The sequence below is a fragment of the Neorhizobium populisoli genome (assembly GCF_019430945.1).
Taxonomy (GTDB): Bacteria; Pseudomonadota; Alphaproteobacteria; order Rhizobiales; family Rhizobiaceae; genus Neorhizobium; species Neorhizobium populisoli.
The window spans coordinates 21,243-34,167 of record NZ_JAHYCB010000002.1 but is presented as its reverse complement, the minus strand read 5'-3'; the positions used below and the strand labels follow the sequence as shown (position 1 = coordinate 34,167).

At 61.8% G+C, this 12,925-nt stretch carries 12 protein-coding genes; 9 read left to right on the top strand and 3 right to left on the bottom strand.

Annotation, left to right across the window (positions count from 1 at the left end; all coding sequences use genetic code 11):
• Nucleotides 1-4: 4 nt before the first annotated feature.
• Both KX729_RS04450 and KX729_RS04445 read right to left on the bottom strand, forming a co-directional pair.
• A complete protein-coding gene (locus KX729_RS04450) occupies nt 5-1,108 on the bottom strand; it encodes an NADH:flavin oxidoreductase/NADH oxidase (protein WP_219741252.1) in 1,104 nt (367 codons plus the stop codon).
• A gap of 31 nt (nt 1,109-1,139) precedes the next feature.
• Nucleotides 1,140-3,017 (bottom strand): adenine deaminase, encoded by a 1,878-nt coding sequence (locus KX729_RS04445; protein ID WP_246617413.1) that lies wholly within the window; start codon nt 3,015-3,017, stop codon nt 1,140-1,142.
• 199 nt (nt 3,018-3,216) lie between these two features.
• Between KX729_RS04445 and KX729_RS04440 the strand changes: the two genes are divergently transcribed.
• The 8 genes from KX729_RS04440 (at nt 3,217) to ccoP (ending at nt 10,932) form a co-directional block, all read left to right on the top strand.
• Nucleotides 3,217-4,257, top strand: a complete 1,041-nt coding sequence (locus KX729_RS04440) for an ABC transporter substrate-binding protein (protein ID WP_219741250.1) — start codon at nt 3,217-3,219, stop codon at nt 4,255-4,257.
• A gap of 195 nt (nt 4,258-4,452) precedes the next feature.
• Nucleotides 4,453-5,277: an ABC transporter permease gene (locus tag KX729_RS04435; RefSeq protein WP_219741249.1), complete on the top strand. Its 825-nt coding sequence runs from the start codon at nt 4,453-4,455 to the stop codon at nt 5,275-5,277.
• Between the two features lies 1 nt (nt 5,278).
• Nucleotides 5,279-6,067: an ABC transporter permease gene (locus tag KX729_RS04430; protein WP_219741248.1), complete on the top strand. Its 789-nt coding sequence runs from the start codon at nt 5,279-5,281 to the stop codon at nt 6,065-6,067.
• A 7-nt stretch (nt 6,068-6,074) separates the two neighbouring features.
• Nucleotides 6,075-7,133 (top strand): ABC transporter ATP-binding protein, encoded by a 1,059-nt coding sequence (locus KX729_RS04425; RefSeq protein WP_219741247.1) that lies wholly within the window; start codon nt 6,075-6,077, stop codon nt 7,131-7,133.
• Between the two features lie 364 nt (nt 7,134-7,497).
• Nucleotides 7,498-9,141, top strand: a complete 1,644-nt coding sequence (ccoN, locus tag KX729_RS04420; protein WP_219741246.1) for a cytochrome-c oxidase, cbb3-type subunit I — start codon at nt 7,498-7,500, stop codon at nt 9,139-9,141.
• A gap of 12 nt (nt 9,142-9,153) precedes the next feature.
• Nucleotides 9,154-9,885 carry a cytochrome-c oxidase, cbb3-type subunit II gene (gene ccoO, locus KX729_RS04415; protein ID WP_219741245.1) on the top strand — a complete coding sequence of 244 codons (732 nt, stop codon included), beginning with the start codon at nt 9,154-9,156 and terminating at the stop codon, nt 9,883-9,885.
• A gap of 13 nt (nt 9,886-9,898) precedes the next feature.
• Nucleotides 9,899-10,051 (top strand): cbb3-type cytochrome c oxidase subunit 3, encoded by a 153-nt coding sequence (locus tag KX729_RS04410; RefSeq protein WP_219741244.1) that lies wholly within the window; start codon nt 9,899-9,901, stop codon nt 10,049-10,051.
• A 2-nt stretch (nt 10,052-10,053) separates the two neighbouring features.
• Entirely contained in the window at nt 10,054-10,932 is an 879-nt protein-coding gene (gene ccoP, locus KX729_RS04405; RefSeq protein WP_219741243.1) for a cytochrome-c oxidase, cbb3-type subunit III, read from the top strand.
• A gap of 75 nt (nt 10,933-11,007) precedes the next feature.
• Here the strand turns inward: ccoP and KX729_RS04400 are convergent, their stop codons facing one another.
• Nucleotides 11,008-11,187, bottom strand: coding sequence for a ribbon-helix-helix domain-containing protein (locus KX729_RS04400; protein WP_219741242.1), 180 nt, complete (start codon nt 11,185-11,187; stop codon nt 11,008-11,010).
• A 144-nt stretch (nt 11,188-11,331) separates the two neighbouring features.
• Between KX729_RS04400 and ccoG the strand changes: the two genes are divergently transcribed.
• On the top strand, nt 11,332-12,921 hold the full coding sequence (ccoG, locus tag KX729_RS04395) for a cytochrome c oxidase accessory protein CcoG (RefSeq protein ID WP_219741241.1): 1,590 nt from the start codon (nt 11,332-11,334) through the stop codon (nt 12,919-12,921).
• Nucleotides 12,922-12,925 lie beyond the last annotated feature (4 nt).

Genomic DNA, 12,925 nt, shown 5'->3' with positions numbered 1-12,925 from the left:
ACCGTCAGCTCTTGAACAGGCTCTTCAGCTGCGACGGCTGGCAGCGGAGATATTGCGGTGCTGCGGAGACCGTAGCGCCTAGCGCTGCTGCCGCATGCCAGGGCCAGCGGGGATCGTAGAGGATTGTGCGGGCGAGTGCGATGAGATCCGCATCGCCCGTCGAAACGATCGCTTCCGCCTGGGTCGGTTCGGTGATGAGGCCGACGGCGACCACCGGCATCTTCACCGCCGCCTTGACGGCACGGGCGAGCGGCACCTGGTAGTTCGGGCCAAGCGGGATTTTCTGCTCCATGGAGAGACCACCGCTCGAAACGTGGATCGCGTCGCAGCCCAGTTCGTCGAGCTTCTGCGCGAAGGCGACGGTCTGGTCGATATCCCAGCCGCCGGGCACCCAGTCCGTCCCCGAAACACGAACCGTGACCGCGCTGTCGGACGGGAAGGCCTGGCGAACCGCATCGAAGACTTCGAGCGGGAAGCGCATACGGTTTTCCAGCGAGCCGCCATATTCGTCGGTGCGCTGGTTGGAGAGAGGCGATAGGAACTGGTGGAGCAGATAGCCATGCGCTGCGTGGATCTGTGCCGCGGCGATGCCCAAGCGGGCAGAGCGCTTGGCGGAGTCGACGAAGCCGTCGCGGATGCGCTTCAGGCCGTCCTTGTCGAGTGCGGTCGGCGCGACGTATTTCGGGTTGAAGGGGATGTTGGAGGCGGAAACCGTCTGCCAGCCGTTCTCATGATCAGGCGCGATCTGGCTGCCGCCGAACCAGGGCTTGTCGGTGGAAGCCTTGCGGCCGGCATGCGCGAGCTGGATGGCGATCGGCATATCGGACCATTTGCGGATACCGTCCAGCACGCGGCCCATCGCCTTCTCGGTCGCGTCGTCATAAAGGCCAACGTCGGCATAGGTGATGCGGCCATCCGGGGTGACGCCGGTCGCCTCGATCGTCAGCAGCGCCGCGCCGGAAAGCGCCAGCTGGCCGAGATGGATCAGGTGCCAGTCGGTCATGCAGCCGTCCTCTGCCGAATACTGGCACATGGGGGCGATGACGATGCGGTTCTGGAGTTCGAGATTGCGGACCTTGAAAGGCGTAAACAGTGTCGGTTCGGGCATATTCGTTTTCCTTGATTGAAATCCTGGACCTTTACCAGACGATGGGATGCGTCTGACCGGTCAAAACGTTGACGAAACCTTGCGGCGCGCGCTCGGACGGCGCGACGAGAACCCAGCGCCAGGGCGAGCAGGTGAGCGTTGCAAACGACAGGCGCTCGGGGAAACCCGGCCACCAGCGTGGCGAAAATGTCGGTTCATACATCCAGTCGATCGCTTCGCCGGCCTTGTAGAGCGCCTGCATCTCGGCATCCAGCTCTTCCGCCGGCCGGGCCGTCATCAGGCCACCGACCTCGTAATGCACGCGGGCCAGAACCTTGCCACCCGAAACCAGAACCCAGCCGCCCTGCTGTGACTTCAGCTCGTTGGCGACCATGGCCATGGCCTCGTCCGAGGAGCCGACGACCCAGATATTGTGCTTGTCATGACCGAGCGTCGAGCCCAGAGCGGTATCCGGCGTGCGCGGCCCGGTGCCGAGCCAGAACATCTTTGAAACCTTCGCCTGACCGGAAAACCGATCGACGATCGAGAATTTCGTGACATTGCGGTCGTGATCGCGCTGCACGGCGCCATCGGCCACCGGCAGTTCCATGGTGATGAAATCGTCCGACCAGTGGAAGGGACGGAGCAGCGCTGCATTGGCAGTCTCGCGACCGGCGGGCGCCTCGATGCGGAAATCGGCGGCGGCGACTTCGCGGTCGATCGTCACCGTCTGTGTCGCCCAGTCCGGCCAGTCGATCTTCGGCAATGAGCCGGTAAACTTCTTGCCCTTGGAGACCGGACGTCCATCGGCCCATACCTTGGCGATGGAGAGCTTTTCGACATCGTCGAGCAGCACGATATCGGCAAAACGGCCGGGCGCGATTGAGCCGACCCAAGGCGTCAGGCGCATATGCCGTGCCGGGTTGAGCGTGACGCACTGGATGGCGATCTCCGGCGAAAGGCCGTTTTCGATCGCGAGGCGGACATTGTAATCGGTCGCGCCCATCTTCAATGTATCGGTGGCGCTGCGGTCGTCGGTGACAAAAGCGACCTGCGACCAGTCTGCGAGGTTCTTTTCGATCAGGCCGCGGATGACTTCCGGCAGCGAATGCGGGCGAAGCTCGATGAACAGGCCGTGCTGCAGCTTCTGCCAAACCTCTTCGAGGAACCAGCCTTCGTGATCCGACGCCAGGCCAGCAGCGGCGAAGGCATTGACCGAGGCCAAGTCGCGCAGGCCGGCGCCGTGGCCTTCCACCACACCGCGCTGTTCAAAGGTCGCGCCGATCATGCCCCAGAGGCGATCATAGGATGGATTGGAGGGGTCGGTGATCGAAGGCCAGTCCATGACCTCGTCGAGGCCGGCGACCATCAGGCTTTCGCCCATGAACTGCCTCTGCTCATCATAACCGAAATGACCGCCGCCCCACTCATAGGCGGTCGGCGGCACGGCCGAGCCCGGCAGCGGAAAGATCTTCATCGGCGAGCCGGCACGGCGAGCGGTGAGCCAGAATTCGAGGTTCTTCGCGCCGTTGACGTTGGAGAATTCGTGGCTTGCCTCACAGACCCAGGTGACGCCATGCGGCATGACAAGTGCGGCCTCGAATTCCGGCGTCAGGTGCGAGCTTTCGATATGCTTGTGCGCCTCGCCGAAACCCGGCACGGCGGAAAGGTTCGGCTCGTGGATGCGCTCGATCACTTCGCCCGTATAGCTGCCAGCCGGGCCGACATAGGCGATGCGGCGGCCCTTGATGACGATTTCCTGGTCTTCGAGCCAGGTGCGGCTGTGGACATCCAGCAACCTTCCGACCCTGAGCAGCCGATCGGCCGGGCGCTTTCCCAGCGCGGTCAGAACGAGATCCTGCCGGATGCGCACTTCGTCGCTCGCGTTGATCAGGAGGTCGTCTGGAAGGGTTTCTGACACGGTCACCATGGGCATGCTTTCGAAAGTTCGGATGGCCGGAAACTAAAGTCAGGCACCCTGTCTGTAAAGCAACCGCATCTCCTGTTCAAATTCGCGAATGCCCAATTATTGAGCTTGCGACGGGGCGGTTCAAAAAATAGTATCCCCTCAAATCCGGGGGGACGCCCGGAGCCGGATCAACGCCGCTCTCTCGCAAAGGACATGGCTCATGAAAGCCGCTCGCTTCACCCAAATGGCAACCCTCGCCCTGCTCGCTTCTCTCGGTGGTGCCGCGACGGCCAGCGCCCAGTCGAAAACCTTCACCATTTCCTGGTGGGGGTATAACGGCGAGAAGATGAACGCCAACATCATCGAGCCGTTCAAGAAGATTTGCGACTGCAACATCGTGTTCGAGACCGGCAACAATGCCGACCGCCTGAACAAGCTGAAGCTCCGCGACGGCAAGGGCGTCGATGTCGTCTACCTCTCCGACAGCTTCTCGCAGCAGGGCATCGAGCAGGGCATGTTCAAGGAGATCGACCCGTCGAAGATCCCGAACCTTGCCGAGATCTACGAACTCGGCCGCGCGCCGCAGGGCAAGTATGGCCCGGCCTACACGATCGGCCGCGTCGGCTTGGTTTACGATTCCGCCAAGGTCAACCCGCCGGTCACGTCGTGGAACGACCTGTGGCGTCCGGACCTGAAGAGCGCCGTCTCGCTGCCGGGTATCACCACCACGGCCGGCCCGATGGCCGTCATCCAAGCCGGCAAACATGCTGGCGTCGATCCCTATGCCGACACGGAAAAGACCTTCGCCGCCGTCGAGGCGCTGAAGCCGAACATCGTCAAGAATTACAATACCGGTTCCGAACTGGTGAACCTCATTTCAACCGGCGAAGTGCGCGTCGCCATGGCGCAGGATTTCACGCTCGCTTCCATGCAGGCCGCGGTGAAGACCATGACCTGGGCCAAGCTCAAGGAAGGCGATATCGCCACGGTCAACACGATCAACATTTCCAAGGGCACCGAAAACCTCGACCTCGCCTACAAGTTCATCGACTTCATCCTGTCGAAGGACGTGCAGCAGAAGGAAGCCGAACAGGGCGTCGATGCGCCGATCAACACCAAGGTGGTGCTGACTCCGGAACAGGCGAAGATCTGGACCTATGGCGCCGAGCAGGTCGGAAGCCTCAGCCTGATCAGCTATTCGAAGATGAATGCGGCGAAGACCGAGTGGATCGATCAGTGGAATGAGGTGTTTGGGAAGTAAGGGTGGCAGTTGCCACTGAGCAAGATCAGAGCCCGGAGCCCCCTCACCCGGCCTCCGCTTTGCTCGGCCACCCTCTCCCCGATAGGGAGAGGAGGGAATAGAGACGGTGCGGCACCTCACCTTCTCCCCTCGGGGAGAAGGTGGCCCGAAGGGCCGGATGAGGGGGCCAAGCCCACTACATGAGATAACAAACCAATGACCAAACTCGCCAAATGGGGCCTGCCGCTACCCGCGACGATCGCCGTCACGGTGCTGCTGATCATCCCCGTGACCCTCACCATCGCCACCACGTTCGGCGAGGCCAAGGGGGCGTTTTCCACCTATGCCGCCTTCTTCAACAGCGGTTTCCGCCGCGCCGTGCTGTGGCGCACGCTGGAAGTGGCACTGATCACCACGGCGCTGTCGCTCGTGATCGGCTTCATCACCGCTTATGTCATCGCCCAGATGCCCGGCCGGCTGAAGAGCATCATGATCATCGCCGCGGTCTTCCCGCTTTTGACCGGCGTCGTCGTCCGATCCTTCGCCTGGCTAATCATCCTCGGCAAGAACGGCATCATCAACGACACGCTGATGTCGATCGGCATCATCAACGAGCCGCTTTCCATGCTCTACACCGAAGGCTCGGTCATCGTCGCGATGGTCTATCTCTTCGTGCCGCTGATGATCCTCACCTTGACCGGCGTGCTGGAAGGCATTCCGCGCGACCTGATCGAGGCCTCCGCCTCGCTGGGCGCCAGGCCGATCCCCACCTTTTTCCAGGTCATCCTGCCTCTTGCCACACCCGGCCTCATTGTCGGCGCGGTGCTGGTCTTTACCGGCAGTTTCACCTCCTACGCTACGCCGCAGCTGCTTGGCGGCGAAAAGCAGATGATGATGGGTACATTCCTTTACCAGCGCGCCATGGTGACCTTCGACTGGGTCGGCGCCTCCACCGTTGCGGCGATCATGGTGGTCATCACCATCGCCGTCGTTTCCATCATGAGCCGGATCGCGCGCCGGCTGAACCCGATGGCGGTGTAAGATGCCGACACGCATTCATCCCGTCCTCGGCGCCTTTGCCGCCCTCGTCTTCCTCTTCCTGCTTGCGCCGCTCGTCATCATCATCGGTGCATCGCTGAGCGACACGACCTACCTTACCTTTCCGCCGCAGGGGCTGAGCCTGCGCTGGTTCGCCAATATCTTCCAGATCGAGGCGTTTCGGCGCACGGCGATCACCAGCCTGCAGGTTGCTTTTCTCGGCACCGGCCTTTCGCTGCTGATCGGCATTCCGGCTGCCTATGCGCTGAACCGCTACAGGGTGGAGTTGCCGCGCTGGCTTTCGACGCTGTTCGTACTGCCGATCCTGGTACCGGAAATCGTCTTCGGCTTTTCGCTCCTGAAATCGATCACCATTGCCGCCGGCCTGCCGGTTTTCCCAAGCCTCATTCTCGGCCACGCGCTGCTCGTCCTGCCCTATTCGGTGCGGGTGGTCGGCGCGAGCCTCGCGTCCTTCGACTTCTCGATCGAGGAAGCGGCCATGAGCCTCGGTTGCCCGCCGCTGAAAACCTTCATGACGGTAGTGCTGCCAAATATCCAGGCCGGCGTCATCGCCGCCTTCATCCTCGCCTTCATCACCTCGATCAACGACGTCTCTGTCTCCGTCTTCCTGACGGGACCCGGCATTTCCACGCTGCCGATCCAGATTCTCGCGCATATGGAACAGTTCTTCGATCCGACGATCGCGTCCGTTTCCGTGCTGCTGATGCTGGTAACCGTCGGCGTCATGGCCATCGTCGAAGCGACGCTCGGCCTCACATTCCTGACCAAATAGGTTTCTCGTGACCGTATCCCTGACTATTGAAAACCTCTCGGCCCATTACGGCACCACGCAAGTTCTGAAGGATCTCTCCATCTCCGTCGCCGCCGGTGAACTGGTCTCGCTGCTCGGTTCTTCCGGCTGCGGCAAGACCACGACGCTTCGCATCGTCGCCGGATTTCTGCAGCCGACCGCCGGCCGCGTGCGGCTCGGAGACCGCGACCTGACGACATTACCTGCGCATGCCCGCGATATCGGGCTCGTGTTCCAGAACTACGCACTCTTCCCGCATCTGACCGTGCTGGACAATGTCGCCTTCGGCCTCAAGCAGCGCACTATCGCCAAGCCGGACCGGGTGAAGCGGGCCATGGCGATGCTGGAACGCGTCGGCCTCGCGCCGCTTGCCGACCGCCTGCCCTCGGCATTGTCCGGTGGTCAAAAGCAGCGCGTCGCGCTCGCCCGCGCCCTCGTTATCGAGCCGCCGCTCCTGATGTTCGATGAGCCGCTGTCCAACCTCGATGCCAAGCTGCGCATCGACATGCGCGTCGAAATCCGCCAGCTGCAGCGGGCGAACGGCACGACCTCGCTTTATGTCACCCACGATCAGGAAGAGGCGTTCTCGATCTCCGACCGCGTGGCCATCATGAATGCCGGCCGCATCCTGCAGCTCGATACGCCGGAAATGCTGTATCGCAAGCCGGCCAATGCCTTCGTGGCGCGGTTCGTCGGGTTCGAGAACCTGATCCGCATGAAGGTGACCGGCCGCGATGGAGCGGTGGTGACGGCGGAGGCCATCGGCGGGACAAAGCTGCATCTGTCGCAAGATGTGTTCGGGGCGATCAAGGACGATTTCGTGCTGGCGAGCCGAGCGGATGGCCTGACGGTGCGCCGCGACGGTGAGGGTATTCCGGCGACGCTTGGGACACGGACGTATCTCGGGCGGGCGTATCAGTACAAGTGCCAGACGGCGGCGGGGGAGATAACCGCCAACGGTGCGCTGTCAGATCCGCTGGAGGCAGGGACGAGAGCGATGCTGACGCCTGTGCCGGAGCAGTGCTGCATTCTTGATCCGGAGGATTGAGGAGACTTCCAATTTTGAGTTGGAGCGTGGGGTACCCCCCTCTGCCCTCCCGGGCATCTCCCCCACAAGGAGGGAGATTGGCTGGGCGCACCGGTTTCCCCAGGCAACTAATCTTGCTCAGTGCCGCAACGTTTAATGTGCGGTGAGGAGCGTGCCTCTTGTAATCTCCCTCCTTGTGGGGGAGATGCCCGGCAGGGCAGAGGGGGGTGTGCCGCGCTCCAACATTAGCGGTTAACCTCACCTTACCAACACCCGACACCCTCCCCGTTGACGCAGGTCAAACGCCTCACGCTCCCCCTGTGTCACCCCATCATGGTCACAATCCTTCAACCGGCAGCGCGTTCGCGCTGTGAGGCTCAAGACCATGAATTACGTCTCCGAGACCATCTGGCTGGCGATCGGCACCTTCCTGGCTCTGCTGGGGGCGGCCTTTGCGCATGACAGCCTGTTTCAGGCCCATATGTGGGTGCTGTTCTTCACGCTGCTGATCAGCACGATCCTGCTGATGCGCCGCATCTCCTTCACGCCGCCAACCCCGGCTCAGATTGCGGCAAAACAGTCGGAATATTTCGACGAGGTGATCCGCTACGGCACCGTCGCCACGATGTTCTGGGGGATCGTCGGATTTCTTGTCGGCGTGGTCATTGCGCTGCAGCTGGCCTTCCCCGATCTCAATATCGAGCCTTGGTTCAATTTCGGGCGCATGCGGCCGCTGCACACGTCCGGCGTCATTTTCGCCTTCGGCGGCAATGCACTTCTGGCGACCTCGTTCTATGTGGTCCAGCGCACCTGTCGGGCGCGCCTGTTCGGCGGCAATCTCGCGTGGTTCGTGTTCTGGGGCTACCAGCTCTTCATCATCATGGCGGCGACCGGTTATCTGCTCGGCATTACCCAGAGCCGCGAATATGCGGAGCCGGAATGGTATGTCGATATCTGGCTGACGATCGTCTGGGTCGCTTATCTCGTGGTCTTCCTAGGCACGATCATCAAGCGCCGCGAGCCGCATATCTATGTGGCGAACTGGTTCTACCTCGGCTTCATCGTGACGATCGCGATGCTGCATGTGGTGAACAACCTGGCGATCCCTGCCTCGTTCCTCGGCGTCAAAAGCTACTCGGCCTTCTCGGGCGTGCAGGATGCGCTGACCCAGTGGTGGTATGGCCATAACGCGGTCGGCTTCTTCCTCACCGCCGGCTTCCTCGGCATGATGTATTACTTCATCCCCAAGCAGGTGAACCGCCCGGTCTATTCCTACCGGCTGTCGATCATCCACTTCTGGGCGCTGATCTTCATGTATATCTGGGCCGGCCCCCACCACCTGCACTACACCGCCCTGCCCGACTGGGCGCAGACACTCGGCATGGTGTTCTCGATCATGCTGTGGATGCCTTCGTGGGGCGGCATGATCAACGGCCTGATGACGCTTTCCGGCGCCTGGGACAAGATCCGCACCGACCCGATCGTCCGCATGATGATCATGGCCGTCGCCTTCTACGGCATGGCGACCTTCGAAGGGCCGATGATGTCGATCAAGGCCGTCAACTCGCTCAGCCACTATACCGACTGGACGATCGGCCACGTGCATTCCGGTGCGCTCGGCTGGAATGGCCTGATCACCTTCGGTGCGCTCTATTTCATGGTGCCAAAACTGTGGAACCGCGAGCGGCTCTATTCGGTCCGCATGGTCAACTGGCACTTCTGGCTCGCCACGCTCGGCATCGTCGTCTACGCCGCGGTCATGTGGGTCGCCGGCGTGCAGCAGGGCCTGATGTGGCGCGAGTACGACGACCAGGGTTTCCTCGTCTATTCGTTCGCGGAAACCGTCGCGGCCATGCTGCCCTATTACGTGCTGCGCGCCATCGGCGGTGGGCTTTACCTCGCCGGCGCGCTCATCATGGCCTTCAACATCACCATGACCATCCTCGGCCATCAGCGCGACGAGGCACCGATCGGCGGCTCGCTGCCCAAGGCACCCTCGAAGTCGCCTGCCCTGCAGCCGGCCGAGTAAGGAGGTTCGACCATGTCTATTCTCGACAAACACCACTACATCGAACGCAATGCCACGCTTTTGCTGGTCGGTTCGCTGCTCGTCGTCTCGATCGGCGGCATCGTGGAGATCGCCCCGCTCTTCTACCTGCAGAACACGATCGAGAAGGTGGAAGGCATGCGGCCTTACTCGCCGCTCGAGCTTGCTGGACGCAACATCTATGTCCGTGAAGGCTGTTACGTCTGTCACAGCCAGATGATCCGCCCCTTCCGCGACGAAGTGGAGCGCTACGGGCATTACAGCCTGGCGGCGGAAAGCATGTACGATCATTCCTTCCAGTGGGGTTCGAAGCGGACTGGCCCGGACCTTGCCCGCGTCGGCGATCGTTATTCCAACGAATGGCACGTGCAGCACCTGACCGAACCGCGCGACGTCGTGCCGGAATCGGTGATGCCGAGCTACGCCTTCCTCAAGGAAACGCCACTCAAGATCACCGACGTCTCCATGGACCTGAAAGCGAACCGCTCGGTCGGTGTGCCCTATACGGACGAGATGATCGCCAGCGCCAAGGCGGACCTTACCGCCCAGGCGGACCCGAACGCCGATACATCAGCACTTCTGGCTCGCTACCCGAAGGCGAAGGTCGGTGATTTCGACGGCGATGCGACGAAGCTCACCGAAATGGATGCGCTGGTCGCTTATCTGCAGATGCTCGGCACGCTGGTCGATTTCTCGACCTATGACGATGCCGCCGGTTACCGTTGAGGAGGTCAAGGACATGGAATTCTACACGGCCATGCGCCACTTCGCCGACAGCTGGGGTCTGCTTGCCATGACCCTGTTCTTCCTCGGCGTTCTCGTCTTCACCCTGCGCCCCGGCGGAAAAGCCTCTGCCGACGAGGCTGCACAGATCCCCCTGAAGGAGGACTGATCATGGCGGATCAACTTACACCCAATGGGCATATCGACGAAGTCAGCGGCGTCGAAACCACCGGCCACGAATGGGACGGCATCCGTGAGCTGAACAACCCGATGCCGCGCTGGTGGGTGCTGTGCTTCTACGCCACCATCATCTGGGCAATCGGTTATTGCGTACTCTACCCGGCCTGGCCGCTGATCAATGACGCAACCCGCGGCGTGCTCGGCTTTTCGAGCCGCGCCGAATTCGCGGCGGACATGAATGCCGCCAAGGTGGCGCAGAGCGCGGTGGTGGAGAAGATCACCGCCTCGTCGCTACAGGAGATCGCTGCCGATCCGCAGCTGTCGCAATTCGCGACCGCCGCCGGTGCGGCAGCCTTCCGCGTCAACTGCACGCCATGCCACGGCAGCGGTGCTGCTGGCGGCCAGGGCTATCCGAACCTCAACGATAACGACTGGCTCTGGGGCGGCAATCTCGATCAGATCTACCAAACGGTTGCCCACGGCATCCGCGATCCCGCCGATCCGGAAACCCGCATCTCGGAAATGCCGGCGTTCGCCGACATGCTGAAACCGAACGAGGTCCGCGAGATCGCCGCCTATGTGGTGAGCCTCACGGGCACACCCCGCGACCCGGCCATGGCCACCCCCGGCAAGCAGCTTTTCGCCGACAACTGTGCCTCGTGCCACGGCGAAAAGGCTGAGGGCAATCGCGACATGGGCGCTCCCGATCTCGCCGACGCCATCTGGCTGAAAGTCGATGGCGAAGCCGGCATCGCTCGACAAATTCTCGCGCCACGCCACGGCGTGATGCCGGCCTGGAACGCCCGGCTTGGCGACGTCGCGGTCAAGCAGCTTGCGGTCTACATCCACTCGCTGGGTGGCGGGGAGTGATCATTCACTCGCTGTAAGGTAACGAAGCTCGATACCGGCCGGGGTGCGAATGCCCCGGTCGATTTTCATCCAATCTCAACGCCCATTATCCGGGTCCTGCAGGCCTTTGCTGTTCAATGCATCTTCTGCAGCAAAAGCCTCCTCCAGCATCCGCACAACAGCTTCGGAGCGGGAGAGACCCCAAAGGGCCGCCATACGGTCGATCTTTGCCAAGAGCTTATCATCGACTTCGATCACTATTTTATGCAGACCCATAATCCTCTCCTTGGCCCTATTAAAAATAATGCATTTCACGTCTCACCGCCAGAATGCCGCAGCCCGACGCCCCGGTCGGTTGACCTTGATCAACGGCTCACACCTGCCGTGATGCGAAAATATGGGACCTAAGGATATCGTCCCATGAACCTTTATACCGCCTCGCATTTGGAACAGAACGGCTCGTCGGTCGAGCGCATCGACGTTCAGTCCGCGCATCCGCCCGGCAAGCCGCATCAGCCGCTTTACGAAAAACGCAAAAAGATATTTCCCAAAAAGGCTGAAGGCCAGTTTCGCCGGTTCAAGTGGCTGGTGATGCTGATCACGCTCGGCATTTATTACCTGACGCCCTGGGTACGCTGGGATCGCGGGCCGTTTGCGCCGGATCAGGCGGTACTGGTCGATCTCGCCGGGCGGCGGTTCTATTTCTTTTTCATCGAAATCTGGCCGCAGGAATTCTTCTTTGTTGCCGGCCTGCTGGTCATGGCGGGGTTCGGACTGTTCCTGGTGACCTCGGCGGTCGGCCGGGCCTGGTGTGGGTATGCCTGTCCGCAGACGGTCTGGGTGGATCTCTTCCTGGCCGTCGAACATTTCATCGAGGGGGACCGCAATGCCCGCATCAAGCTCGATGCGGCGCCGTGGTCGTTCGGCAAACTGTGGAAGCGGGTCGTCAAACACTCGATCTGGCTGCTGATCGCGGTGGCGACCGGTGGCGCCTGGATCTTTTACTTCGCCGATGCGCCGTCTCTCGCCTTCGATTTCGTCACCGGACAAGCAGCAATGGTGGCCTATTCCACCGTCGCGACGCTGACCGCCACGACCTATGTTCTGGGCGGGCTGATGCGCGAACAGGTCTGCATCTACATGTGCCCCTGGCCGCGCATTCAGGGCGCCATGCTGGATGAACATTCGCTTGTCGTGACCTATAACGACTGGCGCGGCGAACCGCGCAGCCGGCATGCGAAGAAGGCGGCTGCGACCGGCCAGCCGGTCGGCGATTGCGTCGATTGCAATGCCTGCGTCGCGGTCTGTCCCATGGGAATCGACATCCGAGACGGGCAGCAGCTGGCCTGCATCACCTGCGCGCTCTGCATCGATGCCTGCGACAGCGTGATGGACAAGATCGGCAAGCCGCGAGGGCTGATCGCCTATGCAACGCTCGAAGAATACGATCACAATATGTACATCGCCACCAGCGGCGGCACGACGGCGATCGATCCCGGCAAGGTGCGCAATACGGACGGCTCGTTCATCGACGCCATGCGGCACTTCAACTGGAAGATAATCCTGCGCTTCCGCACGCTTCTCTATTTCGGCGTCTGGGCGCTGGTGGGTCTCGGCCTCGTTTATGCCCTTCTTTCCCGCGACCGGCTGGAAGTGAATGTGCTGCACGATCGCAATCCGCAATTCGTGCTGGAGTCCGATGGTTCGATCCGCAACGGCTTTACCGTGCGGTTGCTCAACATGATCCCCGAACCGCGCACCATCCTTCTCTCCATGGAAGGCCTGCCGGAAGCGACCATGAAGATCACCGGCGTCACCGACCTGCCGGGCCGGCTGTTCGCCATCCAGGTCGAGCCGGACAAGACGCTGGCGCTGAAGGTTTTCGTCACCCTGCCGAAGGATGCCATCTCCGCCGAGGCCACCGATTTTCGTTTCATCGCCGAAGACCGATCGAGCCACGAAAAGGACAGCCACCCGGCCGTCTTCAACACGCCTGGCCCCAGAAAGTGAGCTG